At 60.5% G+C, this 25,323-nt stretch carries 22 protein-coding genes; 5 read left to right on the top strand and 17 right to left on the bottom strand.

Annotated elements, in window-relative coordinates; translation table 11 throughout:
- From NU688_RS32685 to NU688_RS32695, 3 genes are all read left to right on the top strand, one after another.
- On the top strand, positions 1–2,345 hold a 2,345-nt coding region (locus NU688_RS32685), incomplete at its 5' end, for a type VI secretion system Vgr family protein (protein WP_257865102.1).
- Between the two features lie 27 nt (positions 2,346–2,372).
- Positions 2,373–3,722, top strand: a complete 1,350-nt coding sequence (locus NU688_RS32690; RefSeq protein ID WP_257865103.1) for a hypothetical protein — start codon at positions 2,373–2,375, stop codon at positions 3,720–3,722.
- Positions 3,723–3,759: 37 nt separating this feature from the next.
- The gene (locus tag NU688_RS32695; RefSeq protein ID WP_257865104.1) at positions 3,760–4,887 is read left to right on the top strand and encodes a DUF3396 domain-containing protein; all 1,128 of its coding nucleotides are present in this window, start codon (positions 3,760–3,762) and stop codon (positions 4,885–4,887) included.
- Between the two features lie 162 nt (positions 4,888–5,049).
- Here NU688_RS32695 and NU688_RS32700 read toward each other — a convergent pair whose 3' ends face one another.
- From NU688_RS32700 to NU688_RS32765, 14 genes are all read right to left on the bottom strand, one after another.
- Positions 5,050–7,110, bottom strand: a complete 2,061-nt coding sequence (locus NU688_RS32700; protein WP_257865105.1) for a DEAD/DEAH box helicase — start codon at positions 7,108–7,110, stop codon at positions 5,050–5,052.
- A complete protein-coding gene (locus NU688_RS32705) occupies positions 7,086–7,481 on the bottom strand; it encodes a hypothetical protein (protein ID WP_257865106.1) in 396 nt (131 codons plus the stop codon). The genes NU688_RS32700 and NU688_RS32705 overlap by 25 nt, the downstream gene beginning before the upstream one ends.
- Before the next feature lie 131 nt (positions 7,482–7,612).
- A complete protein-coding gene (locus NU688_RS32710) occupies positions 7,613–7,852 on the bottom strand; it encodes a hypothetical protein (protein WP_257865107.1) in 240 nt (79 codons plus the stop codon).
- Between the two features lies 1 nt (position 7,853).
- Positions 7,854–8,153 (bottom strand): hypothetical protein, encoded by a 300-nt coding sequence (locus tag NU688_RS32715; RefSeq protein ID WP_257865108.1) that lies wholly within the window; start codon positions 8,151–8,153, stop codon positions 7,854–7,856.
- 155 nt (positions 8,154–8,308) lie between these two features.
- On the bottom strand, positions 8,309–8,632 hold the full coding sequence (locus NU688_RS32720) for a hypothetical protein (RefSeq protein WP_257865109.1): 324 nt from the start codon (positions 8,630–8,632) through the stop codon (positions 8,309–8,311).
- A 32-nt stretch (positions 8,633–8,664) separates the two neighbouring features.
- Positions 8,665–9,234: a single-stranded DNA-binding protein gene (locus NU688_RS32725; protein ID WP_257865110.1), complete on the bottom strand. Its 570-nt coding sequence runs from the start codon at positions 9,232–9,234 to the stop codon at positions 8,665–8,667.
- Between the two features lie 4 nt (positions 9,235–9,238).
- Entirely contained in the window at positions 9,239–9,559 is a 321-nt protein-coding gene (locus NU688_RS32730) for a hypothetical protein (protein WP_257865112.1), read from the bottom strand.
- Between the two features lie 428 nt (positions 9,560–9,987).
- Complete coding sequence (locus NU688_RS32735; protein ID WP_257865114.1) at positions 9,988–11,286, bottom strand: PFL_4669 family integrating conjugative element protein; 1,299 nt, start codon at positions 11,284–11,286, stop codon at positions 9,988–9,990.
- Between the two features lie 37 nt (positions 11,287–11,323).
- Complete coding sequence (locus NU688_RS32740; RefSeq protein WP_257865115.1) at positions 11,324–11,761, bottom strand: hypothetical protein; 438 nt, start codon at positions 11,759–11,761, stop codon at positions 11,324–11,326.
- Positions 11,762–11,870: 109 nt separating this feature from the next.
- Positions 11,871–13,661: a hypothetical protein gene (locus NU688_RS32745; protein ID WP_257865116.1), complete on the bottom strand. Its 1,791-nt coding sequence runs from the start codon at positions 13,659–13,661 to the stop codon at positions 11,871–11,873.
- 48 nt (positions 13,662–13,709) lie between these two features.
- Positions 13,710–14,300 carry a hypothetical protein gene (locus tag NU688_RS32750; RefSeq protein ID WP_257865117.1) on the bottom strand — a complete coding sequence of 197 codons (591 nt, stop codon included), beginning with the start codon at positions 14,298–14,300 and terminating at the stop codon, positions 13,710–13,712.
- A gap of 52 nt (positions 14,301–14,352) precedes the next feature.
- Positions 14,353–14,952 (bottom strand): DUF2857 domain-containing protein, encoded by a 600-nt coding sequence (locus tag NU688_RS32755; RefSeq protein ID WP_257865118.1) that lies wholly within the window; start codon positions 14,950–14,952, stop codon positions 14,353–14,355.
- Positions 14,953–15,024: 72 nt separating this feature from the next.
- Positions 15,025–16,815, bottom strand: coding sequence for a hypothetical protein (locus NU688_RS32760; protein ID WP_257865120.1), 1,791 nt, complete (start codon positions 16,813–16,815; stop codon positions 15,025–15,027).
- A 4-nt stretch (positions 16,816–16,819) separates the two neighbouring features.
- The gene (locus NU688_RS32765; RefSeq protein WP_257865121.1) at positions 16,820–17,764 is read right to left on the bottom strand and encodes a ParA family protein; all 945 of its coding nucleotides are present in this window, start codon (positions 17,762–17,764) and stop codon (positions 16,820–16,822) included.
- 403 nt (positions 17,765–18,167) lie between these two features.
- Here NU688_RS32765 and NU688_RS32770 point away from each other — a divergent pair, with 403 nt between their 5' ends.
- The gene (locus NU688_RS32770) at positions 18,168–18,581 is read left to right on the top strand and encodes a hypothetical protein (RefSeq protein WP_257865122.1); all 414 of its coding nucleotides are present in this window, start codon (positions 18,168–18,170) and stop codon (positions 18,579–18,581) included.
- 419 nt (positions 18,582–19,000) lie between these two features.
- Here the strand turns inward: NU688_RS32770 and NU688_RS32775 are convergent, their stop codons facing one another.
- Both NU688_RS32775 and NU688_RS32780 read right to left on the bottom strand, forming a co-directional pair.
- The gene (locus NU688_RS32775; RefSeq protein WP_257865123.1) at positions 19,001–19,978 is read right to left on the bottom strand and encodes a tripartite tricarboxylate transporter substrate binding protein; all 978 of its coding nucleotides are present in this window, start codon (positions 19,976–19,978) and stop codon (positions 19,001–19,003) included.
- A 33-nt stretch (positions 19,979–20,011) separates the two neighbouring features.
- Positions 20,012–21,253 carry a 3-hydroxybenzoate 6-monooxygenase gene (locus tag NU688_RS32780; RefSeq protein ID WP_257865125.1) on the bottom strand — a complete coding sequence of 414 codons (1,242 nt, stop codon included), beginning with the start codon at positions 21,251–21,253 and terminating at the stop codon, positions 20,012–20,014.
- 181 nt (positions 21,254–21,434) lie between these two features.
- Between NU688_RS32780 and NU688_RS32785 the strand changes: the two genes are divergently transcribed.
- Complete coding sequence (locus NU688_RS32785) at positions 21,435–22,337, top strand: LysR family transcriptional regulator (RefSeq protein WP_257865126.1); 903 nt, start codon at positions 21,435–21,437, stop codon at positions 22,335–22,337.
- A gap of 57 nt (positions 22,338–22,394) precedes the next feature.
- On the opposite strand, the gene mobH is transcribed toward NU688_RS32785, so the two are convergent.
- Positions 22,395–25,202 carry a MobH family relaxase gene (gene mobH / locus NU688_RS32790; RefSeq protein WP_257865127.1) on the bottom strand — a complete coding sequence of 936 codons (2,808 nt, stop codon included), beginning with the start codon at positions 25,200–25,202 and terminating at the stop codon, positions 22,395–22,397.
- Positions 25,203–25,323: the final 121 nt, after the last annotated feature.

The raw sequence follows: 25,323 nt of genomic DNA on the forward strand, positions 1-25,323 counted from the left end.
GCCAGACGCTGCGCGCGCAGACCGAGGCCATCTTCAACGACTACGGCGTGCTGCCCAAGTGGGAGTGGTTCGTGCGCGGCGAAGACACGCCCCACACGATGGCCGTGCAGGGCGGCGGCGCCGGCGGCGAGAGCGACCACAACTACCTGCACCGGCGCTGGGAGGCCGCGGGCTACAGCTACTGGTACGAACATTCGGCCGAAGGCCACACCCTCAACCTGTGCGACGACAGCACCCTTGCCAAGGCCGTGGACGGTTCGTCCCCGGAGATTCGGTTCCAGAACGAAGGCGGCGCCCAGGAGGAAGATGCCATCGGCCAGTGGAGCGCGGTGCGCGAGTTGGTCTCGGCGCAAACGGCCGTCAGCGCCTTCGACTTCAAGAGCCCGCGCCCGCAGCACGCAGAGATGCCCAGCAGCAACCAGCAGGGCGACGTACCTCAGCTCGAAGTGCACGAGTACGGTGGCGCACGTCACTTCAAGACCAGCCGTGAGGGCGATGCGCGTGCCCGGTTACGCATCGAGGAGATTGAAGCCCACGGCAAGCACTTCGAGGCCCAGGGCAACAACCGCTTCGTGCTGCCCGGTCGCTACTTTCGGCTGGCGGACCATTTCGGGCGCACGCAGGGCGATGGCCCCGAAAGCGAATTCCTCATCCTCTCGGTGGAGCACCGCGCGAAAAACAACTACCTGCAGGAGCCCGGCACGGCCGCCGCGGAGGCAGGCAGGCCGAACGGCTCGCGGGCCGAATACAGGAACAACTTCACCTGCAGCCGCCGCTTCGTGGCGTGGATGCCGGGGCGAGGTTTTCACAGCGCCGAGCAACGTGTACTCGCGCCGCAGACGGCCACCGTGGTCGGGCCGGCCAGCGAGGGCAGCATCCACACCGACGAGTACGACCGGATAAGGGTCCAATTCCATTGGGACCGCGAAGGCCAGAACGACGAGAAGAGCTCGGCCTGGGTGCGGGTGATGAGCAACTGGGCCGGTGGAGAGACCGGCATGGTGTCCATTCCCCGTGTCGGCTCGGAGGTGGTGGTGCTGTGCCTGGACGGCAACCCCGACCATCCGGTTGTGATGGGTGTGGTCTACAACGCGCAGCGCATGCCGCCGTGGTCGCTGCCGGGGCAGAAGGCGCTCATGGGCCTGCGCAGCCGTGAGCTCGCCGAAGGTTCGGGCAACGAGCCTGGCGGCAAGAGCAATCACCTTCTTCTGGATGACACGCAGGGCAAGATTCAGGCGCAACTCAAGAGCGACCACGACAGCACCAGCCTGAGCCTGGGCCATATCGCGCGGATCGAAGACAACGCGGGACGCAAAGACCTGCGCGGCCAGGGCTTCGAGCTCAGGACAGATGGCCATGGTGCGATACGCGCCAAGGACGGCCTGCTCATCAGCACCGAAGCCCGCCCCAACGCACAGGCGCACATCACCGACATGGGCGAGACCGTGCAGCGCCTGACGCAGGGGCGCGATCTGCACGAGGGCCTGAGCGAGGCGGCGAAGCAGGCCAAGGCGCACGAAGCCGGCGATCAGGACGAGGTGGCCAATAGCCTGAAGGCGCAGAACGATGCGATCAAGGGCACGGGCGGCAACAAGGCCGAGGGCGACTTCCCCGAACTTGGCGAGCCGCATCTGGTGCTCGCCAGTCCAGCGGGCATCGAGACCGCGACCGCAGCTTCGACCCACATCGCAAGCGACCAGCACGTCGCGCTCACCAGCGGAGCGCACACCAGCATCGCGGCCGGCAAGAGCTTGCTGGTAAGCGCCGGGGAGGCCGTGCGGATCGCAGCCTTCGAGAAGGGTATGCGGCTCATCGCGGCCAACTCGAACATCGACATCTCGGCGTTGAAGAACTCTATCAACATCCTGGCCAAGCTGGACGTGAAGGTCGAGGCCAACAAGATCATGATCACGGCGAAGGAAGAGGTTCTTATCAATGGCGGCACCAGCTACACGCGCTGGAATGCGAGTGGCATCGAGAGCGGCACCAACGGTATCTGGCGAGAGCATGCGGCCGTGCACAGCCTAGTGGGACCCAAGGAGATGCCCTTGACGGTGCCAGATTTCATTGGGGGGCCGTGCCGCGAATTCTTCATCCTTCACGATGACAAAGGTCAGCCGATACCCGACCACCCCTACGAAATCCATCTGCGGGACGCGCTCTTCGCACGCGGGCGTACCGACACCCAGGGCCGCACGCAACCAGTCAACACAGAGGTCGCCACGCCGGTGACGGCCGCTGCGCTGCCCAAGGACGACGACCTGATGTTCATCCAGGCCAGTTACTGGGATGGCCAGGTGCCCTACGAGCTCGACTTCTTCAAAGATGCCGGCAAGGAAGTCTAGCCAGCCGCGACGACTCCCACCGAGAACATGGCCACAAATCCACCGCCCAAGACAACCTCACCGAATGCGACGCCAGGGCGCGGCAGCACCACGCGCCCCAACACCGAGGGCGCCGTGCTGCCGGTCACCAACCCGTTGGACTTGTGGTACTTGTGCCAGAAGGCCAGCTATGCCGAGAAGTTTCCGCTGAGGAACTCCAAGGGCACACCCATGTACCAGCGCACGGTTACGCAGTGGATTCGCATGGACGGCGCTTTTTTTAACTGGCACTTCCCGTACTACGGCGAGGTGGGTTTTGATATGACGCGCAGCCCGCCACAGGCCATCATGAGCATGAAGGAGCCCGACCGGCCCAGCCGCATGCCGCTGAGTCAGTACGAGTATCTGGTCGACAACTACTCACTGCTGCGCAAGTTGCACGGGCAGGGCAGCGTTGGCCTGATGGATCTGATTTTGACCAAGCAGTATCTTGAAGACAACCTCGCGCCCGAGGACTTCGAGCGCGTCAACCAGATGGTGGAGATTGCACGCACCAACTACATTGGTGAGAAAAAAGTGACTCTGGATGAGCGCATCAAGGGCCGTCGCAAGATTCGCGGCCTGCTGCGAATTCCCGACGTGATTCGAGTCCACGACTGGTCTATCACTGGCACTGCACGTTTCGCACCGGGCAATCTTGCCTTTGTGATCGAGATGAAGTTCGGAGAGGATCGCCTAAGTGAAAGGCAGGCTCGCGACTATCTCAGAATTGCCAGCGGAGACAAACTCAAATTCCGCCTTCTCAGTACCAGCGTCTGCAAGGTCGAAAGCCGTCGACGCCGAGAATGGCTGGAGAAGGCGCGCAACACCGAGCCGGTGTTCAAGAGCGTGCGTGTGAGTGGCCCACCCGTGACGACGCGCCTGATGGCCCTGCAGGATTCCGCCGCTGAGTGGGCGCTGCTGGTCTATGAGATTGAGCAGGAGCATGGGAAGGTGCGCCGCATCCTGGAGCCGCCGCCGCTTCCGGCCGGCACGCCGGTCATGCGTGCCTGGGATCCGGCTGAAGATAGACGAATTCAGGAACAGAAGCGGCGTGGAGTGGCCAGTATCGAGTTGGCGTTGAATGCGCCCCTGGCAGCTGCAGCAGCGGGCACCGCTGTTGCGGGGACCATACTTCTGGCGGGTGGCGCCGGCTTGGGGGAAGGCGTGACCGTGGTAGTAACGCAGACCGGCAAGGTGATCCAATTTCCAGCGGGGCGCATCGCGGTTGGCGCTGCCGCCGCCAACTCGGCCATCTACCAAGCGGCGGCGGCCCCTATGCCATCGGACACTCCAGACGTATCGAGAGAGCCCTATGACTTCAATGCGCCCCATTCGCTGGTCTACATCGAAGGGTAGACCACAGTCAATCCGTTGACAGATCGTACACAGCACCATGAACGAAACAACATCCCCCGAACAGCAGTGGGCGCAATGGAAGGAAGCCTGGGAGGCCGCAGCCTGGCATTTCACCTACATGGATGAAGATCAAAAGGACAAGGCCGTGCTGCAGGGCGGATTGGTCGCGATCTTCTACTTCATCGATGCGGCCCAGCCGCGCAAGCGACGGGCGCTGGCCGAGATCATGCTGAAGTTTCATGAGCAATACGGGCCGCACCTCAAGTGGGGAACCTTCGGCGAACCCGTCAAGGCTCAGCCCTACAGCGCCGGTAAGTTCATGGAGTGCGTCGGGTATGTGACCCAGGAGGACATAGACAACTCGGTGGAATTCACCTGGTCTTCGGGGGATGGATTCGACTTCGTGGGGAGCTACCAGATAGGTGGGTTTTCGGATGCCGGCTGGTCTGAAAACGTGCACCAGGGCACTAGCTATTTGCGCATCCACCTGCCAGTGGTGACGCTCGAAGGTGGTCGCCGCTCGCGATTCATGGATTGGATGGTGGAAAGCGCTGCGTTGTTGCAACCAGTGAATGGTTACGCGGGTCTGGGCTTCCAGCGCAGTTACGAGGGTGATCGCTATGAGCACTTGGAGTTCGAACACGCGGGTGATTTCAAGGGACTAGACGTGGGGAGCCCTTTGGGTCTGGATGAAGTACGCGACGGCATCAAATCGATCAACTGGCTGACCTTCCTGAGCAACGCGATGCTGCCGCCGTTGGGCGGGAAGGCCGGGCTGCAGGCGCGCATGGCCGAGGTCAACCGGCTGCTGCGCGTGCAGGCCGAGAATGAGGGCAAAGAGGGTGCGGGCCAGAACGTCGCCTTTTCCGAGCAACTCACCCTGCACCCCTACGAGGGCGGCGTGATGGTGCAGGCTGGCGAGTGGCCGCAACTGGGTTGGGTGGACCGCGAACCTTACCCACCGGCTTACGTCGCTGCCAACTACCTGCTGCGCCCGGCCCGCGTGAGCGACATCGGGGGCCTGCACTACGGCTCGGTCGCGGGGGAGGTGCGTTTTGACAAGCACACCTCGAATGTGTGGCTGCGTCGCTTCGACGGGGCTGAGCCCTCCGTTCTTGGACTCGAGCCCGCAGCGTCGGGTGATCGGCCAGTAACCAAGGATTGACCTTACAGTCAGGCCGGCTCAGTCGGCGGGCCACAGACTTTGCGTAAACAGCTCACGAGGGCGAGCGGCCACATACACGGCAGCGGAATTGCGAAAGGTAGTCATCGTGCACTGAGGCATCGTGTCCCCGCGCAAGGAGACTGGCCGCCATCATGATGGGGCCTACCCAAGCATTGACGATTTGACGGCATCCACCACTTCTTCCTCCGTCGTGCGCTTGTTGGCCAACAGCTGCCACACGCCATCATCGATCGTCTTCGGCACCAGCGGCACGATCACGAACACATCGCGCTTCTGCCCCAACCGGTAAGCCCGGTCCTCGGCCTGGCGCATCAGGGCCGGCGTCCACGGCAGCGAAGCGAAGATCACATAGTTCGCGGCCGTCAACGTGATGCCGACGCCGGCGGCCGACGTCGTGCCGATGAACACCGTCGCACTCGCATCGTTCTGAAAACTGTCGATCGCCTTTTGCCGCTTGGCGGCGCTGTCAGCGCCCACCAGGCTCACGCAGCCCACGCCCATGGCTGCGAACGCGCTCTTGAGCGTCTCCACCGTGGCCATGTACTCGCAGAACACGATGATCTTGTCACCCTCGGAGAGGCTCTCCACCGTCTCGACAATGAAGGGCGTTTTCAAGGCCTCCAGTGCGCGGCGCAGCTTCGTGATCTTGGGCATGGCCATAAGGCTCATGTCCTGCAAGATTTCGTTGTATGCCCCCAGGCCTTCGGCCGGCGATATGTACCGCTCCTGTCGGTGCTTCTGTCCCAGATCCTTCAGCACCGACTTGCTGCGCCGAAGCATCCAGCCCTTGAGCGCCGCGGCCAGCAGTGCCCGCTTTTCACTTGAGCCAGAGAAGGTCTTGCGGAACTCCGAGAGCTCCATCTGTCCCAGGTGATGCCCCGTGATGCGCAGCAGCGTGTGCATCTCGATTTCCCGGTTCAGTAGAGGCGTGCCCGTGACCACGTAGCGCCGAGGAATGCGCGCACCCAGCAGGAACACATTGCGCGTGCGACCCGAGTCGTATTCCTTCAGGTAGTGCGCCTCGTCGACCGCCATGACATCGAAGGCGAGTTGAGGTTCACGCACCAAGCCGCCCAGGCGCTCGTAGTTGCCGATCACCCACTGGCAGGCGTGCAAGGTCGACATCCGATCCTCGCCCACGAAGCCCACCGTGGCCTGCGGGTAGATCAAGCGGATCTCGCGCTCCCAGTTGATCCGAAGCGAGGCAGGGCAGACGATCAGCACCCGGCCACTGCTGCCCATGAGCGCCCGGATCTCATCCGCCATCGTGCGCGTGCCCACTACCACCTGACGACTCTTGCCCAGGCCCATGTCGTCGCCCAGACACGCACCCGACTGTCGCAGCAGATGGGCCACGCCGGTGGCCTGGTAATCGCGCAGGGTGCCGTCCTCGACCAGGCGGGCAAGGGCAGGGCGGTCGAACGCGAGATCTTCCTCCCGGTCCAGGTCGGTCGAGAAGAACCCTGTGCCTTCGTCCTTTGTTTCACCGCTGACAGATGGGGGCGGTGCGGCCGGCACCTGGATCGGCGAAGCCGAGGACGTGGCGCCCGTGAGGTTTTCGAGCACGACCGGCTGCTCGTGCACGAAGACGTATTCCGGCGCTATGCCGGCGACTTCGCGCAGCCGGGCCATGATGGCCTCGGGCTCGCCTTGCACCTGCCAGGCGGCCGCGTGCTTGTGAAAATATCCCCCCATCGCGCGCATGGCGGACACGCACAGCGTGTCGAACTGGAAGCTCACTGCGAAGCGACCGCGCTGCAGCTCGCCGCGCGCGAGCGGGAAGATCTGCACGTCCAGCAGCTGGGTGAAGAAGTCCGCCTCGAGCGCCGCCGGTGCCATGGCCGCGCGCAGCATGCCCGGCACGTCCTCCAGGTCGACGAACTGTCCGGCGTAGGCACGCGCGATGCAGGCCTGGACCATGGATGGCTGGCCCGCGGGCAGTACCCACATGCGCCGCGGCCCGAACCACCAGCCGCCCTCGGTGGCCAGCGGGCGCTTCGCATCGGGAACGTTGATCACCTGCAGGCCACAGCGGTAGCCATCGGCCACGGCTTTCACCAGCAGTTCCGGCGGGCGCAATGAGACAGGTTGGAGCAAGACGGGTGGAGGGGGCAGGGCGGTCATGATGCGGCTTTGGGGGGCGTCGACATTCACGCCGACATCGACATCGACATCGATCACGCGCGCGCAGGACGCCTCCATACCTTTGCCAGCACCGGTTGGGCGTGGATCGCGCGCTGCACGGCGGTCATGGTTTCCCAGTCCTCTGGCGACTCCTGTGGTGCCGCGGATGCACGCTCCCGCGCCGCCGCCAGCCGTTCATCGCCGGCCTGGGTGCGGCAGAAGAGAGCGGCTTCGCCGCGCGGTCCTTGTTCGTTGATGCGCTCGATATAGCCGCGCCGTCGCAGGTACCCCGCGATGTTCATCAGCGTTCGCACGCCCAAGCCCGTGGCGCGGTCGATCTCCGCATAGGAGCTGCATGACCCGATGGACGCGAGCACGAACAGCATCTGCGCGTCCCTGTCCATTCCGTTCATTGCGTAGCGTGTTCTTTTGCCCAAGATGTTTGCCATGGCTTTAGTCCTGTCCCAAGTCGAATGGTTCGCAGCCTGCGGGACAGTAGCCCCACCCGACCAGGCGCAGATTCCGCCCAAAGCTTCTGCGCGCCCGGTGCGGTGTCCGTGGTCAACCGATGAATGGGTGTTCACGGCAAGTGCTTTGTGGCCAGCGCGGTGTGTGTCGACTGCATGGTTTGCGAGGTCGATTGATCTTGAAAAGTCGATTCCCCAAAAGCGCGCACCGAGTCGACTGCGTGCTCTTGTGCTCGGTACATCTTCTCGCCAAGGAACACCTCGGCGATCATCAATGCGAATGCCACAACCGCAAAACCAATCCACAAGCCGAGATGCATCTCTGCGACGTTGGCACCGACGATTTCTGTCATATCAATCTTCCTTCACATCGAAGAAGCGCTGGCCATTGCGAGTGATGCGCCGAACCTCACCCGAGGCGATCAACTGCAGCAAGGCTGAGTGGGTGGCTTCGGGCGACCATCCGGTCACTCTCACCAGGTTCTCGTAGCTCTCGGGCTCGAGCCGAAGCAGCTTGATTAGCACCTGCTGGTTCAGGATCTGCCTGTTCGGATGGACCGCATCCTGCGAAGAGCCGGAGTGCGCTTGGCCTGCAGCAGCGTTAAAGGAACCGGGTGGTGCAGGTTTTTCAGGTGCCGCGTTTTGATGAAGCATTGGTGTTGAATCACGATCTCTGTTTTCGTGCCCATGAATCGGATGTTCGGGAAGTCATGCTGGCGACGTCCAAGTACTACGACACAGGCTCTTTGATGAACGACTGAAGCGACAAGGAGGGTGAGCAGCCGATGCGGATCTGGAGGCTGAAGGTCTTAGATCGCGTAGAACGCTTCCTTGCGCGCCTTCCATAGCGCGACGATGGCATCCAGCCGTTCCACACTCCAGACAACACGCATGAAGTCGCTGTTGGACGCATCGTCATAGGGAACGGCAACCGATGCCTGCCACGTGCCGTCGGGCTCCTGACTGAACGTGCCGATCCACGCGTAGCCAAGCGGAAACCGGTGATGGTCGGGCCGCTGCACCAACAGGTAGCCGGCCAGGCCGGCATGCTCGCCTGATTTGTTCACGACGATGGCGTATTTGCCATCGTCCAGCAGACGGACGTCCGACTTGTCGTTCTGGGCTTGTCCCATGATCTGAAGCTCCCTCTTGACTCGAATATGCCTCAGGCGTCCTGCTCGGCGGATTCCTGACGCGCACGTGGCTGCGAGAACGTGATGTTCTCCACGCGCGAGAGTTGCAACGCCACATCCTCGGCCACAACCTTGATGACCTCGACTTCATTTTGGTCTTCGTCGTGAGCGGTGAACTCCCGTTCCTCGCCGATCACCAGAACCCGCGCACCCTTGCGCAAGAGCCGTGCCACATCCTTGGCCTTCTGGCCGTAGATCTCGACCTCGCGCCAGAAACCGCCCGTCTGCTCGATGTCGCCGTCGGCGTTCTGACCGTAGCGGCCGAACATGACGCGCATGTTGGCGACATCGAAGTCGCCGTTGCGCCCGGCCACGCGCTTGAGCGTGGGTGCATCGGCCAGATTGCCTTTGCCAATGAACAAGTTCTGCATGTTGTGTAACTCCACGGTGCGGGGGTTGAAACGCGGGGCCTGGCTGCACCAGTTCCTGGCCTGCGGAATGCGAGGTTCAAAAAGTGTGCGAGGACCTCTCATCGCACGAATGTTGTGTGGGTGGCGGCGTACGGCCTGCATCAGCGTCTGGAATGATGGAAGCGATCGCATCACATCAATCCTTGGCCTGCCGCGCATGCAGATGTGGTTTCGAGCGTGCGACCTGGTTGCGCAATTCGCGGATGACATCACGCCCGCGCAAATGCCGTTCGTTCAACCGGCTGGCTTCGGCATCGACCTCGAGCAGCCAACGTCGGTGTTCGATCGAGTAGCCTGCAATCAGCTTCTGCACTTCCTCGGCCGGCAGATGCCGGTTTCCGCCCGCGGCGCGGGCTCGCCAGCGCAGGAAGACGTAGCCGCTGCTGGCGCGCTGGTGCACGGTCAGGTACATCGCCAGGCCGGCCACGCTCTTGCTGGTCTCGGCGAGCTCGCGCATGAGCCGCTCGGCGTCCTCCAGCGCGGAAATTTGTTGGCGCAGGGCACGCAGCTTGCCCCTACCCGTAAGGGCCTTTATGTCACACGCAAGTTGACAGTGCGGCGAAGCCACATGTTGTTGGCCAGAAGTTCCGAAGTTGACAGTGCGATCGGGGATCGATGGGACGTGTTGCCCCTTTCCAAACACGGACCCTTTGAATACCTCGCCTTTATCAACTGTGGATGGCGAAGCGCCGCGGCGGTTAGAGGGCATGGATGAATCCCCCCCGAGCGCTGCCCGTGCCACAGCTTGATGCCACCTTCCTGCCGCATTCCGATGCGTCGTGCCCCAGCAAACGACGATCTGCTGCAGCGTCATGCGACTGCAATCCTGCTGCATGCTCGAAGCGCCAAAGCCCTGCCGCAAGCCCAGGCACCCGAGTCTCAGTGCTATGCACCATGCGCCACCTCGATTGGCGCAGCTTCCTGCGAGCCAAGAGCTGTGCCGGCGGCCGGCTGGGCGTCATCAGTCGCCTCCACGACCGATTGGGCCTGTGCTTGCTCCTGCTTCACGAGCAAGGCGGTCATCTCCTGCAGCAGCCTTCTGTCGCCTGCTTCCTTCACCAGGCGTCTGCGCGAATGGGACGGTTGCAGTTGACCGGAGAACACCTCGCTGGGAATCGGCCCGAACACCTGCGTCACGAATTCGACTCGCTTTGCGGCATCCTCGGACGGGTTCGGGATGTAGTCCCGGCGAGAAAGCCGTTCGATGTTCTCGTGGCTAAGCCAGTGGGCGAAGCGAGCGGTTTCGTTCCAGCAGTTGCGCACGAAGCGCTTGATGTCGGCCACGCTCTGCCGGACCTGTTCATCCGTGCGTAGGCTCTTGTGTTCAAGCGTGCGCTGTAGTCGAACGAAGCGATCGAAGTCCACCATCAAAGCCGCGACTGCAAAGCCATAGGGGGACTTGAAACCAAGATTGATGGTCTGCGGCTTGGACGATTGCAGTATTGAATAGAGAAGGCCGCGCTTGCGCTGCTCCTCGAGCAAGGCGGTGGCCTCATCGATCGCGCGCGCAAGGCGTTTCTGAATTGCACGCATGGACTGCTCATGGCGCAGCAGCGCCCAGTCCGCGTAGGGATTGTCGCGCTCGGTGAGTTGCCACAGATTCAAGAGCGTGGACGCCACACGCTTGCCGCCGATGATCGGAGCGACCTTGGTGATCGGGTTGTGCCCTCGGCCCATGAACATGCGAAAGGCGTCCACCGTGTGCAGCGTCATCTGGTCAGAGGACTCAGCTTCAAGAACGCCGAGGGATTTGAGGCTGAGCACGTCCGCGTGGTTGATGCTCGCATCGCCGCCCATGCGCGAGTCCATGCGCTGCTGCATCTTGTCCAGTCGATCCTTGCGGTCCACCAATTCGATGAACCGGTCATACAGGGGATCGTTTTCATCGGCGCCCGCGTCGATGAAGGCGGCCAGGGCACGCGACTCGCCGTCGATGGAGTAGCCGTCGGCGAAGGGCGAGGCGGGCTCCTTCTCGAAGTGGACACGCGAGATCAGCGGAACCATGCGCAGGGCATCGGCCGATTGGCTGGCGGGCAGGACGAGCTTCTGGACGGGGGAGGCAGAAGAAGAAGTAGAGGGTGCGGTGGATGAAACCGGCGTGCTCGAGGCCGCCTTGGCGGAGCGGGTTCTCTTGCTTGTGCCGGCGCCCGTGCCGGCAGTGATGGTCGAGTCTTTCGTGGGCATGGGGGACTCCTTTGATTGAGATAAAAGGTGGAGGGTGTTACAGGGCAGGGGCCTGCGAAACGGTGGTGGCAAGAGCGGCGCTTGGTGCCGCGGCCGAGATCCCTGAAGCGTGCTGCGCGCGGTCGGCTTCCCATGCGTCGAGGAAGGGGTAATGCCGCTGACTTCTATTCGACAAAGGGTCAGCTCGGCCACTTCGAAGTAGTGCCAGAACGGCCACACGGTCAACGCGAATGTGGTTGCGGTAGTTGGCGTGAACGCGAACCGAAACCAGTCCCTTGTGCTGAAGATGAGTCATTGCGCGAGCGACTTTCTTTCGATCGATCAGTTGTCTTAGACCGTTCTCCGCCATACGTGGGTATGACGATTTGAACTCCGCGACATCAGCATGCTCAGTGAGCAGCAACCAGAGAACTGCTGCTTCCTCAACGGTTTTGAGCGCGAGCACAAGGGCAACGAAGAGGTCATGGCTAGTCATGATTAAGTAGGACGGAAGTTGCCCACCGCGCGACGGTCGCGTGGTAGGACGGAAGTTGCCCACCGCGCGCGACGTGCGTGGGAGGCGGCAATAGAGTCCATCGAAGCAGTCATGAACGACTCCCCCCGCGGCTCGCGAATTCAGATCGCAATGCCGCCAACCTGGCACGGTGTCGTGCGACAGTCTCCGGATCGACTGATTCGGTATCGAGGAACGTTGGAGATGATGCAAAACCACCACCCGCATCCCGTACTCTTGCCGCGACCTCATCCCGCTGTGCTCGCTCGGCAGCCACACGATCAGCGAGGGCAAAAACGGCGGCCCCTGACGATTGGGCTCGAATCAAACCCACCAACCAGCCCGCAGGGTTTGCAATCGTCTTGCCCTGAATGAGTAGATGTCCATCCAGCTCGTCGAGCAATCGCTGGCGTTGATCGACTGCAACCTTGCCAAGGACACGGACCACGCCCGAGATCAGGAGGGGATCGAGTCTGGCGGGAAACACCAATGACTTCAGATCGACATCCGGCGCCTTCGGCGCCGCTGATGCTGTGTCCCCGCGCTTAGGGCGCGACGACGCCGGCCTCGGGCCTTGCGCCTCTGGTCTTGCGATCCCCCGCAGCTCTGATGCCGGCGCCAAGCGCAATGGACCCACGTTCGGCCCGAGCGTTGCACCCGGCCCGAGCGCCCCGACCTTGCTGGCAAGGAACCGGCCCGTCACAGCCGTCGTGGCCGTCGAAGACGACGCGGAGATGGGCTTTGCCGAGAGCCCACTGATCGCAAGTTGCCGGAACAACAGCGTCACGCCCGATCGAGGCGAGGACTCCCTCGACTCCCTCTTGCTTGCTGCATCCTCTTTTGCGCCACCTTGCGTCACCGCGACAAGCATCAGCGGGAGTTGACGGCCCTGGAACAGCCTGCTTGGCGCAGCTTCGTGCTCGTGATCGGGCCGCGTCGAGGAGAGACCGCGCATCGGCGCGAGTGCTGCCGGTGCGGTGCCGCCGCCGATTGCAGCAGGTGCAGCAACAAGCGACGCCTGTTTGCGCCCCTTGGGACGCAACGGCTTGATGTCCTGTTCACGCAGGCAGGCCAGGATCGCCTGCAGGTTCAAACGCAACAATGTTGCGCCAGATTCCCGTATGAGGCCCGCGCGCTTCATTCGCTCCCGGGCATTGCGTTGCACCTTCGGCCCCAACTGCAGGTCGCGGCCGACGACATCCTGCGAGATGTGGAGGTTCCCGCCACGCAGCCGCTTCATCGCCACCGCGCGACGTTGCTCTCGCAGCAGATAGGACAGATAGAGTCCGCCGGCTGCCGAGCCGGCCACGTCTGCCAGCGGCTTGTAGAAGACGATGCAGTAGCTCAAGTGTTGCGCCAGCGTCTCCCACGTCGGCATGGGAGCGGCAACGCCGCCGTCTCCTGTGGCATGTCCGAGAATCCTCAACGTGTTGCGCAGGTTGACCCTGAAATGAAGCACCGCCGGGCGTCCCGACAACACCTCTTCGAGCAGTCCTTCGCGAACAAGAATCTCGCGAGCGGTTACCTGCTCGCGTGTCGTGAGCGTGGTGGACTTGTGCCAGGTGCGCGCCGGCATGTAGAACCAGCCCTGATGCACGGGTTCGCGCTTCGCGCTCAGACGGGTCCAGTAGTAGGCCAGGCCGAGGAATACTGCCGCCTTGTGACCCACCACCGCCGCGATCACAGGGTGATAGGGGATGAAGCCGCGCTCGGTCAAATGGCGGATTGCCTTGTCATGATCCTGCAGGGACAGACCATGCCCAAAGTCATCGTCGCTGGCCGCGCCGTGTGCGCTATTGACGCCATGAGCGCCGACCACTGACGATGGATCTGGACCGAGCGGCAAGGCGCTCGGTCGCGGTGAGAGCAACGGGACGGCCACGCCAGCCTCAGCCTCTTGTCGTCCACGAATTTGTTGTCAGCGTTTCGGTCATGCCGCTCGCAGCAGTGCGCCGACACCTGCCACCTTCGCGACATGGCCGAGCATCGCCTCGGCCAACGGCCGGGAGGCGTCCCTGAGCAGTTCGGAGAGCTTGCTCATGTGGATCGTGTAGCAGCCGTGAATGGCCTTGCCGGATGAAGCCCTGTCGAATGCAACTCGCTCGCTCAACAGTCCCCTTGCGGCGAGCAACTTGCGGCAGAGCACCTGCTGCTCCGCGGAAATGCCGGTTGCTTCCTCGCAATCACTGTCGGACAGATCGAAGTCCGCGTTCCCGGGATCGGCAGACATGCCGGAGGTCACTTGGCTGTCGCGCCCGATCATGGGCAGGCGATCGATCACATGGGAGAGCCACACGGCCGCGACGACGCCGCCCGTTATGTCGACGTAGATGCGGTGATAGACGACTGGCTGCTGTCCCAGCCAATTCAGAAGCACCGCCTCGTTCAGTGCCTGCTCATCGCGTTCGGACGGACTCGAACGAGTGAGCTTGCGTGCCGGCGTGATTCTCTTGCTGGCCTTGAGCTTGCGCGCATGACTGCGTTGGAAGAGCACCTCGGCGCTCGTGGTGGGCGTGTTCATAGGTACCTCGCGTTTACGCATTGGAGTGAGAGGGTGGCCGACCGCTCGGCGCTCAGTGAGCGGTGACCACCGATTGCGGATCGCACTGCAACATCGTCTCGCCGAACTCGCGCAGCGTGATCTCCATGCTGTCGATGCGCAGGTCTGGGAATTGCTGGTGCAGCCTGTAGGCGCGCTCGCGCGGGTGCGACGGCGTCGGATCCTTGCTGATGGTGTACCAGGCGCGGTGAATCTCATCGCGTATGGCTACACGCGGCAGGCGCGCGCGGCCGACCTGTGCGCCGCCCAGCAGCAGGTTGCGCAGGCGGCGCACCTCCTCGGCGGTCAGCTTGAACAGGTCGCACAGGATCGTGCGCGATGCGCCGTTCAGCACGAAATACTCCAGGCGCTTGTCGTCGCAGCGCTTGCGCTCGACCCGGTCCATGCCCCACATCACATCCGGGGGCGAGAACGAGTAAAACATGTTCTTGAGGGTCGGCGCGACGGCGATCAGATCGCGTGTCTTGCAATGGCGAATGTGATCCAGGAAGGCAGGATCGACCCCTTGCTGAAGCAGTTCGTCGATGCAGCCCGGATCGTTCTCGATCCGCTCGACGAGATGCTCCAGCAACATGCGCTGCAGCATCGGATTGGTGATGGGTAGGTTGAGCAAGATGCATCTCCTTGAGGGGTGTGACAGCGTTGAGGGTGTGGTTCTGGATGGGGGCACTGGAGGGAGAAATGATCAGCGGGGCGCCATGACGGGCACGTAGCTGGTTGGAATCCTCTCCGGGAACTTCGAGCGGAACGTGTGCAGTGCAGTCATGAATTTCGCAAGCGCTGGAGCCACCAGCGGGTGCGTGAAGAGGTGCCACAGCTCCAGGCTCGTGAGTGCGATCTCGCCATCGACCAGGTCCGCCTTGTGGGAGGCGCAGGTCTGCTGGAAGACTGCGGGTCCCTGCGAGATCGTGCGCGCCCACAGGAGCAAGTCGTCCTCCAGGGAGATGAGGTCGTTGACCTCGCGGTTCATCTGGCCGGACTGCGAGACCAGCCACTTCCACAAGGCCCGGCGGAACGTGGTCGTCGTTTCATCCAGCTCGACGCCATCCACGTGGCTCATGCTCATCGGGAAATCGACCATGTAGCCGAAGGGCAGGGCGGGCGCGCTGTTGAGCACGTCGTACAAGGGAACGAGGGCGTTGAGATCGCCCATGCTGTCCAGGATGCGCTTGAGCATGCTCTCATGGGTGAGATTCGCTTCGCCACCATGACTGGCCTGTGCCTGCTCATTCGCCGGGGCAGCCGCGGGAAAGGGCGATGAAGACGCGGGGCCAGGCCCTGGTGCTGGCCCAGGCCCGGCCCCTGTTGCCGGCGCCGAAACTGAAGGTGAAGGCGAGGCTTTTGCAACCGAAGAGAGCATGCCGGCGAGCGGGGCCTGGACGAGGGGAGAGAGCGGCGAGGTTGCCGGCGTCGTGCGCGCGGTGGGGGAGTGCGCAGCGTGGGTTCCAGTCTCCCGCAACGCCGCCACGTCGATGCGCGGGTTCTGCACGATCGCCATGCCCATCAAGGGAATCTGGGAGGGCTCCACCCCAAGATGGGGGGCAACGGCTTCGTGCAGTTCAACGATCAGTGCGTTGGCGTCTAGTTCGGTAGGAAGATGATCGGCGATGCCGCTTTCGGCATTCTTTGCGGCTTGTTTTGACAGAAATGCTGAATAGCTATTCAGCGTTTCTGTGATGGCTGTTTCGACGCTTTGGATTACCCCGAATTTCTCTGCAAGATCGGCAATAGAGGAAATTGCCGGGCGCAGCAGCACATTGACTTCTTTGGAGCGCAGCCAAACACCAATGGGAGCCAGTTTTTGAACCGCGAAGGAGAAATCCTGAAGAACGCGAATGCTGTAGTTCAACCCCTTACGCCGCAATTCCTGATGCAGTTCTGGTGCTGCCAATATGCGACCTGACTCAAACTCGAATTCGGTCTTGAAGGCCGCAACGCCCTGTGCCTTCTCCCAAAAAGAAATATCTCCGCGCACCTCGTTCTCGACCAGGTGCGCGGAGATCGCCGAGGCATCGCCCGGCCAGGCCTTGATCATCACGAACAGCTTTGCAAAGCGCATGTCGCCCTCGGCATACAACGCCTTGGCAATGGCCAGGCGCGTGTTGCCTCCGCCATACGGCATGTAAACCTGTGTACCCGGGCGCTTGGTGACGGTCAGCAGATTGGTGATGCCGTCGACCTTGATGCTCTCGCGCAGCTCGTCGTAACGCGGATTGAGCCCAGTCCGAGGATTGCGGTCGTAGAAATCGATGTCGTCAATTGAGAGCATCGAATGCGTCATCTCGGGCTCGAAATTCGGATCGAGCCTGGCGGTGGCGTTGCGAAGCGGTGCGTCCTCGGACAACAACGAATCCCTGGACTTGTCCAGGTAGGACTTTTGAGATGAATTCATTCGCGTGTCGGTAGAGCGTCCGAGGGTGTTGACGTCCTCGGGCGGAATGAGTTTGAGATTGGCCGCGCGCTGCGTCGCGGTCATGGTTTCAGGAGTGCGCATGCTGGGGGCGCTCCGATACCGATTCAGACGCTGTAGCGACCGCGGCGAGTTCGGAAGGAACGCCGATGGGGATCTCGACACCCTGCATGGTCGGTGCACGCCTTCCGCGCAGGGACGGGATCAGCTCCCACAGCAGCTGGTGCATGACGACGCCGGCCCGCTGAGGATCGATCCAGTGAACGGGCACTCGAGAGGTCGCGGCCTTGCGGAATGCCACAGCCGAGTTGACCATCGTGTCCAGCACCGTGACACGGCCCTGCATGGTCAGGAACTGGTCGCGAATCAGAAAAGCCATCGAGCGGCTGTCGACCGTCTTCTCGGCACGGTTGATGATGGCCTTCATTGCCGGCACCGTGAAACCCATGTTGGTGCTGGACTCAATGCGCTCGAGCAGGGCCACGGTGCCGGCAATGAATTCGCGGGCCGAGATCACGTCGGGAGAGGCAGGTGCAATGAGCAGATCGGCCGCATTCACCGCCGTGTCCTGCAGGTGGCCGATGGCGCCCTGGGTGTCGATGATCACGAAGTCGTAGCGCGCGGCCACGGCCGGCGTCTTGATCGACATGCGCAAGCGCACCAGCCTGTCCAGGCGGTTGCTCAGCCAGTCCTGCAGCTTGCCGTCACTGGTATCAGAGCAGACGATATCGAGCTGGCCCAGCGGTGGGTACCGCCCGGGCTCCCTGGTGAAATCTTCAGGAGGCAGCTCGACCGCACTGATGCAATCCGCATCGAGGTTGTTGCTCATCACCATGTGGGTGATGCCGCATGGTGCTTGCGAAGCGAGCTTGAAGTACCTCGTGAGCGCTGGCTGTACGTCGGCGTCGACCAGGAGGACGCGAAAGCCCAGATCTCTCAATAGGCCGCCGATGTTGGCGGCCAACGTTGTCTTACCTACGCCGCCCTTGGTGGCGACCACAGTCAGAGTCAGCATGTTTACCTCGTTGAATTGGGTGACAGACCAAATCCAACGAAGTCGCTCGCGTCAGTGCGGGAAAAGTATCCAAAGTTTTGCCAATGCGCATTCGAAGATCCGCATACCTTGGCTCGATCGGCCTGTTCGTAGGTATGCGAGAGCCTCGATGCTCCTTCCTGCTTGAGAGCAACCCCGTTGATGCACAAAAATCAGCTTGCAAGTTTAGTTGCAAAAATAAGTTTACACGGGCGGATCATTGAGGTCAAGCTGTCATTTCGACCGGGGTAAATCAAAAATCTAACATTAAAGCAGTATAAATTTACCGTAATCGTTCAATTCAAGTCCATCGAAGGCGCTTATTCTGTTAGTTAAATTTCGTTTTCACATTGCAAATGTAAGCCCATCTTTTACTAAACTAGACTTGATGGATGACTTGATTGAGGCACGCCGTGCTGCTCTGCGACGCTTTGTCACGAAAGAAGGCGGGAACACTGCCGTTATCAAGAAGTACAACCTCGACCCCTCCCGGCGGAGCTATCTATCTCAGCTCATTGCACGAGACTCAACGGCTCCATTTGGAGATCGCAGCGCACGAAAATGGCAAGAGCTCTTGGGCTTGCAAGGCGACCCTCTCCTTTATCCCCAGCCGTTATCCCGAGATACTATTACGTTGCCAATCAAAGAACTGGTGACCCAAATAGCCGATGTCTTAAACGGCGTTCCCGAGAATCAACGTGAAGCAACAGCAGCATTGCTAGCGGCTTTAGGAAGAACTCCAAGCGACCAACAATTGATTGTGGTGCTTACGCAGCTTTTGGAGCCAATCTCCAAATGATTGCATTAAATCACCTCCACTATGAATTATTTGTTGCAATTCTCTGAAATTTTTCGCTCTACGAAATCGTGAGTTTCTTGGATTTGCTGATCTATAACCACTATTGCTTCGCGAAGAATCGGTGGGCTTCCACCTCTCGAATAGTTGCGCCCAAATTTTTTGAGCAAAATCAAGTTGCAATTCTTGCAAAAATCATTTCGCAATGATTCAGGCAAAGATAGGCTAATGCGATTGATCGCTACACCTAATATGCCTTTCTGAGTGTTTGATCTTGATTTAATATTCATGAGCTCTCCCTGAGAGTTATCGTGGGTGCTCGCTTGTGGGTAACTGGGTTAAAGCTTGCGAAGGAAAAGGCTATGAGAGGAAGGATGTTTCCTCATAACCGCTCGGCCGCGCCTTGTTTGTTGTTGTTCGTGTTATTCCAGTCGAATATTTCCAGCATGCACCAATTCTCCATATGCTTTGAATTTTATTAATGCATTCTGTTTTATTTCTTTAGGTGACCATGCCAATGGCTCATAAGCGAAGGTGCTAAAACGAGCCCGCACTTCTGAGTCGGCCAGTGCTTGAGCAACGTCTGCGCTAATTTTTTCTTGAATTGCGGTAGACGTCCCCCTTGGCACAAGAAGCGAAACAAAAGAGTTGACCTCTAGAGCTGCCGGGCCGCCCGCCTCTCCAACCGTAGGAACATCCGGCATTTGTGGAATACGATGTGGCGCGGCGACGGCGAGGTACCGCAGTCTTCCTGTTTTATAGATGGACTGACTTGATGGGATGCTTGCGAAGCTCCAATCGATTTCTCCAGCACCTACATCGGAAAACAGTTGCGACACTTCGCGATACGGTGCGTGCTGCATGCGAATACCGGTAATCGACTCGAGTTCTTGTGCTCCAAGATGCCCTGGGGAGCCGACGCCCCAGGAACCATAGGTAACGGCCCCTGGCCTCGTTTTTGCGGCGTTGATCAGATCGCCTACGTTTCTCCACTTCGATTGAGCAGGCACTGCAACCAAAAACGGAGTGCGAAACAATGACGCTACGGGATCGAAATGTTCGAGCGTGATGAAATTTCTCGACTTGTACAGGTGCGGCAATGCTGCTAGGTGCTCGCTGTCCAACTGCAAAAGCGTATAGCCATCGGGTGATGCCCGCTTTGCTTGTTCAATAGCTATAAAACCGCCGCCGCCAGGCTTGTTGTTAATGATGACTGGTTGTCCCCAAGTCTTCGTGAGTTTCTCGGACAAGAGCCGAAGTACGGTGTCAGGGCCGCTGCCTGCCGCGAACGGTGTGATGATCGTCACGGCCCTATCTGGGTAGCCATCGCTTTGGGAGTAAGAAGGAGCAGCAAAAGAGGACAGAAGGAAGGTGATCGTTAATGCGTGCAGTAAGTTCATTTCGTTTCCTGGCCACTGGTTTTCTGATTGGGGTTAAAGGGATGCAAGTGCGGGTCGATAAAATTTCGTTGCGTCGTCGAGGCAACGCTCAGGTCGCCAAGCAAACAGCCACTCCAGCGAGTCGTAAAAACGTACCTGAGTCCGCCCGGCCCAAAGACTGTTCCTCACCAAGCGCTCAACGCCTTTTGCGTGATAGATTCGCCCCATTTCGCGAACAGAAAGGACCACACGCCCAGTGCGGGCAATTCGAGCATCCTGGTAAAGCTTGAAGGCGGCAGGCAAGTCGAGGTCACATGCTTGGACGGCTTGGCCGAGCGTCACGGCGTCTTCGAGAGCCATACACGCCCCCTCCGCAAGGTACTGCATCATCGGATGAGCGGCATCTCCAAGAAGCGTGGCCTGACCATGGCTCCAATGCGCGATCGGATCTCGATCAGCGGTGCTCCACCGCCACCACGATGTGGGTAGATCCAGAAGTTGTCGAGGACGTGCGTGAATCCCTTCAAAATAGGAAAGTACCTCGTCCTTACTTCCGTGACTAACGCCCCATTCCTCTAGCTTGCGGCTGTGGAATGTGACAACGAGATTGAACTGTTCCCCGTGTCGCAACGGATAGTGCACTAGGTGGCAATCTGGCCCGGCCCAGACAACTGGTGAATTCAAGCGCAGATCGGCCGGCATGGCAGCAGTCGGAACAAGGGCTCGATACACCACATGGCCTGAAACACGCGGGGAGTCATGAATCAGATGTTCCCGTACCACTGACCGTACCCCATCACAGCCTACGATTGCATCAGCACTGAAGCGACGACCGTCATCGGTCGTGACCATGACACCGCAGGAGTTGATGTCTATAGCATCAACGCGTGCGGAGGTGTAGAGACGAACTTTCGGATTCAGATGGACGGCTTCGAGAAGAGCCCGATGCAGATCCGCACGATGAGTAACCGCATACGGGTTCGCGAACCGCTGGCGAAAATCAGCCCCCACATGGATAGCTGCAATTTCGCTGCAGTCCACGGCATCAAGCATCACCAGGCTATCCGCAAACACGGCGTGTTGACGGACAGAAGCGCCTACGCCAAGAGCATCAAGAGCAGCAAACGCGTTGGGACCAAGCTGCAAGCCGGCGCCGACCTCTCCGATGGTCGAGCTTTGCTCCAACAATTCAACGCAAACCCCTTGATGCGCCAGTGCGATGGCGGCGGCCATGCCACCGATTCCACCGCCAACGAGAAGCACCGACGGGGACTTCTGTCCGGGTATCGACCTCATTCTTTTGCTCCCTGAACTGCAGCTATCGCTACTTGACGACATACTTCAAGCAAGCGAGAAAGGCGTCAAGCGTGAAAATTTGATAGTCACTATTTCGAAATCGCGATGGTTATGAAATGGAAGTAATTTTCCAAAATTCATGAAACACCAAAGGTTTCGTAGAGGCAAATTAAGGAAGGCAATGTCAAAACTTGATCTTGAGTGGCTAGCTCTTTTCGATGAAATCTACAAAAGTGGAAAGGTATCAAGCGCAGCAAAAATACGCGGACTGACTCAGTCTTCCGCCAGCAGCATGCTCAACAAATTGCGCGAACACTTTCGCGATGATCTTTTTACGCGTACACCGTTAGGTATGCAGCCCACTCCTTTTGCAGAATTGATCGCACCGAACTTACGGCAAGCAGTTGAACTTCTTGCCAGCGCAGAAACTCTTGGCGCAGGCTTTGATCCTGCGAAAGCCGAGCGCACTTTCCGCCTGTCAATGACGGATATCAGTGAAATCGTGCTACTCCCCCGTCTTCTTGCACATCTTCACGTTGTAGCGCCATTAATTAGTGTGATGACCGAAGTCATCTCGGAGCAAAGTAGCATTAATTTGGCAAATGGAGGGCTAGATTTTGCGGTTGGTTTTGCCCCGCAATTTCAAGCGGGCTTCTACCAACAAACACTGTTTGTGCAAGACATCGTTTGTTTGGCAGCGCGAGATCATCCAAGAATTGGAGATTCACTTACTCGCGAGCAATATGAAGCTGAAGGGCATGCCGTGGTGATGACGCCAAATACTGGTCACGGCATAATTGAAAAGAGCGTTCGGGACCTAGGCTTGACGCGAAAAATCAAGGTTCGGCCGTCAACGTTCTTGAGCCTTGGGCATATTGTTGCAAAAACAGACCTACTCTCGTTGGTGCCGCGTTTGCTTGGAGAGACGTTAACAGAGCAGGCGCCGCTAAAGATGTTGACTGCTCCATTTCCACTTCCGACCTACGAGGTGAAACAGTATTGGCATTCCCGATTTCACGCAGAACCAGGAAGCCAGTGGTTTAGGCAGTCGATGCACCTGCTATTCGGTAGTAGCGCACGTTGATTGCTTAGTTTAGGTCGTATAAACTTTGGCCGTAGGCATACCGCTTGCCGGCATATCTCAGTTCAGCTGCAATGCCGAATTCGAAGGCGGCACCGGCAGCACCCAGCGCTCTGGTTCGACAAGAACCACGGTCGATAGCCTGCCCTTCGTAACGCCACCTCGCCCGACGATTTCGTAGCGAATGATGTTGGTATTGCTCGGGCCCGACATGTGCCATCCGGCCTTGATGACTTCCCGCTGGACCAGCATCGAGCGTTTGTCGATTTCAGGATCGTCCACTTCGGTGGCCGCAAACAACTTGAAGATGATGGGCGAGACCAACGCCATGCCCTCGGGCGTGAAGTGAACGGCCGCGCCCGTCTCGTTGTACTTGAGCTCGCGGTTGCCCAGCCCAGCTTGAAGCCACCTCATGAAATCCAATGCAACCTCGCTGGGCTCGGCCTTCTTGCCGTCGACACCGTGGCTGCGAATCTTCGGCAATTTGGGCACGAGCATCACCGGCGCTGGTGATGCGTCCTGTCCAGAGGGACTTGGTTGCATGTGAGGATCCCTGGTGCCGACGGATGTGACAGTGTCGACATGGTGGTCGGTTTCATGGCGGGTAGTCTCGGCGCGACGCGACGATCCCGCCGTGGCCCGCGTGCGCGCCGACATCGATGGCGCGCCCTCAAAAATCAGACTGCGCTTCATTGCCGGAGACGAAGCAAAAATCGGTTTCGTAAAACCGCCCTTGTCATGCCCGGCCACTTGTCGCATGACTTCGTCGTCGTCCTTTTCTTCCTGTGCCGAACCTGATCCAGCCACTGGATCTGGCTGCGTCCGAATGGCTTCGCCCGCAATGGCTGCGCTTCGTCGTGGCGCTGGCACAGTCTCCACCAGCGCGGCAGATTCTTGGCTTGTTTTCAAGCTGGAGACACGTACCGTCGATCCGCTGGCCGGGACCCTCTTGGCAGCCCTGCCCCCGGGCTGCGTCTTTCCTGCAGCACGCGTCTGTGAATCGGGATTGACCAATGCATGACGGTGATCACTCGACCCGGGACGCGCATCGCTCGGGTCAACGTCCACGAGGTACGCAACGTCGTCATCGAGGACAGCGGATTCGAGGGCCCCCGACATGGAGGCGCTGAAGTTCTTCGCGGCCGGCGCTGCATTCGCGGCACGTGGGCTTGGCGCAGCTTCTTGTGCTTGCCTTGCGGGCCTTGGCGCAGTGGCCGGCTTGTTGAATGCTGGCGCCCTCAATGCATCCGTCGGATGTTCGGCGGCAGCCTTGGAACCTGGCGCAGATGTTGGCCTGGAAGGCTTGGCAAGTTTGCCGGCGTGCGAGGTCTGTCCTGCAGCATCCTCATGCGCTGGAGGCAAGGTTGGAGGCCTTTGCGGTGTGGTTGCCATCGCCCCGGAACCCCCTGCAGCAGCATCTTTGTTTTTTCCACTGCGGGAGGCTGAAACAAGCATGGCCTGCTTCGCGGCGGATTCCGCCGTGGAGATATCTGCCCCGGTATCCGCGCCGATACCCGCAGTCTCACCTTCTTCGGCATCCGCCTTGCCGCGTTTGGCATGAACCTCGATGTGTCCGCGCATCGCCGGCGGATACGCTGCCGGATTGTCGAACAGCTTGCTCAGCGGAAAGCGCAGCATCGACAGCGAATGGCTGTAGGCGCCCTGCGCCAGGTCGGTGCTTCCACTATCACCATCATCTTCGCCACCACTGGCATCGTCATCCGTTGCGCCAGATTCCTCTGCGCCGCGGCCATGCACGGTCACGTACCAGATCGCCTGCCCGCTCACCGGATTCGGCTCGATGCAACCGTACTCCTGCCAGGTGTCGAAGAACCGGTCGTTCTTCGTCTCCCCCGGCACCGCTTCGTCGGGCGCATGCGTCTTGATCCACGCTCTGACGGCATCCGCCAGGCGCTTGGCCACGAACCACATCGAGCCGTTGTGGATCCAGCCCGCCGCGCCCGTCCTGTTCAACGGCAAGCTCGTGCCCGCGCGCAGCATCGAGCCGATCGCCTGCATCAGCAGATCGACCAGCGGCACCGAGTTCGATGTGCTGAAGCGTGCCTTGCTGCCGGTGAGCAGCGCTCTTTGCGTTGACGCCTGATCCGCTTTGCGAACGATCCGGGCCAAAAGGCTCTCGGTATCCTGACCGCTGAGGTAGCGGTTGAGCGCATCGAATGCCTCGGGCTGACGCGCCATGAAACTCAGCGCGGAGGCCGGCGCGATCCGCGGCAGCAGCATCATGGCCAGGCGGGAATGGGCGGAGTAGTCGCGCTGGGATTTCGGAGCGAACTCCACCAGGTACTCAGGGTTCCTGCGGCTGCGGCTCACCTCGCTCAAGCTGCCGGCCATTGGCACCCAGCGCAGCGCATCGGCCATGTCGGTGCTGCGCCAGGACAGCCGCAGATCCGTCATCGGCTTGGCCACGTCGTGCAACAGTGCCGCGAAAAACACCACGTAGGTCCATTCGTCGCGCTGCGCGTCAATCGCCTCGATAGGCTTGCCCGCGGGCAGGAAGTGACCATTGCGCCAGGTCATGGCCGCCAGCACCATCTCCATCGTGTGGGACAGGAGACCGCCCACATGGGCATGGTGATGCGACTCCGATGCCGGTGCCAACTGCACGAACTCTGCATAGTTGCGAAGCGCCGGCAAGCAGTCGCGCTCCCAGACCTCGGAAGACAGGCGTGACTGGCGCCAGATCTCGCCGATCGCCTTGTCGGCCTGGATGCAGCGCAACAGCTGCTCGGCGTCCAGCACGCGAAGCCAACCCTCGGCCGAACCGGCGACCTCGGGAGCGGTGGTTGCGATGGGCGTGGGGGCTGGTATTGCTGCCGCCAGTTGGCGCGAGCTCGACGATGAAGACAAGGAGGACGATGACGAAGATGAGCCTGCGCGCCCTGGCGACGGCTGGCCAGCCTTGTGCCGGGCGGCTGACGTGAAACGCAAGCCGACGAACCCGAGCACCAGGCTCGACAACCGGAGGGCG

The organism is Variovorax sp. ZS18.2.2, from assembly GCF_024701975.1.
GTDB lineage: Bacteria > Pseudomonadota > Gammaproteobacteria > Burkholderiales > Burkholderiaceae_C > Variovorax.

What these genes read in the sequence shown, in the direction of transcription:
- NU688_RS32690 (WP_257865103.1), top strand. Translation starts at nt 2,373, where the DNA reads ATGGCCACAAATCCACCGCCCAAGACAACCTCACCGAATGCGACGCCA.
- NU688_RS32695 (WP_257865104.1), top strand. Translation starts at nt 3,760, where the DNA reads ATGAACGAAACAACATCCCCCGAACAGCAGTGGGCGCAATGGAAGGAA.
- NU688_RS32700 (WP_257865105.1), bottom strand. Translation starts at nt 7,110, where the DNA reads ATGGAGGCGTCCTGCGCGCGCGTGATCGATGTCGATGTCGATGTCGGC.
- NU688_RS32705 (WP_257865106.1), bottom strand. Translation starts at nt 7,481, where the DNA reads ATGGCAAACATCTTGGGCAAAAGAACACGCTACGCAATGAACGGAATG.
- NU688_RS32710 (WP_257865107.1), bottom strand. Translation starts at nt 7,852, where the DNA reads ATGACAGAAATCGTCGGTGCCAACGTCGCAGAGATGCATCTCGGCTTG.
- NU688_RS32715 (WP_257865108.1), bottom strand. Translation starts at nt 8,153, where the DNA reads ATGCTTCATCAAAACGCGGCACCTGAAAAACCTGCACCACCCGGTTCC.
- NU688_RS32720 (WP_257865109.1), bottom strand. Translation starts at nt 8,632, where the DNA reads ATGGGACAAGCCCAGAACGACAAGTCGGACGTCCGTCTGCTGGACGAT.
- NU688_RS32725 (WP_257865110.1), bottom strand. Translation starts at nt 9,234, where the DNA reads ATGCGATCGCTTCCATCATTCCAGACGCTGATGCAGGCCGTACGCCGC.
- NU688_RS32730 (WP_257865112.1), bottom strand. Translation starts at nt 9,559, where the DNA reads ATGCGCGAGCTCGCCGAGACCAGCAAGAGCGTGGCCGGCCTGGCGATG.
- NU688_RS32735 (WP_257865114.1), bottom strand. Translation starts at nt 11,286, where the DNA reads ATGCCCACGAAAGACTCGACCATCACTGCCGGCACGGGCGCCGGCACA.
- NU688_RS32740 (WP_257865115.1), bottom strand. Translation starts at nt 11,761, where the DNA reads ATGACTAGCCATGACCTCTTCGTTGCCCTTGTGCTCGCGCTCAAAACC.
- NU688_RS32750 (WP_257865117.1), bottom strand. Translation starts at nt 14,300, where the DNA reads ATGAACACGCCCACCACGAGCGCCGAGGTGCTCTTCCAACGCAGTCAT.
- NU688_RS32760 (WP_257865120.1), bottom strand. Translation starts at nt 16,815, where the DNA reads ATGACCGCGACGCAGCGCGCGGCCAATCTCAAACTCATTCCGCCCGAG.
- NU688_RS32765 (WP_257865121.1), bottom strand. Translation starts at nt 17,764, where the DNA reads ATGCTGACTCTGACTGTGGTCGCCACCAAGGGCGGCGTAGGTAAGACA.
- NU688_RS32775 (WP_257865123.1), bottom strand. Translation starts at nt 19,978, where the DNA reads ATGAACTTACTGCACGCATTAACGATCACCTTCCTTCTGTCCTCTTTT.
- NU688_RS32780 (WP_257865125.1), bottom strand. Translation starts at nt 21,253, where the DNA reads ATGAGGTCGATACCCGGACAGAAGTCCCCGTCGGTGCTTCTCGTTGGC.
- NU688_RS32785 (WP_257865126.1), top strand. Translation starts at nt 21,435, where the DNA reads ATGTCAAAACTTGATCTTGAGTGGCTAGCTCTTTTCGATGAAATCTAC.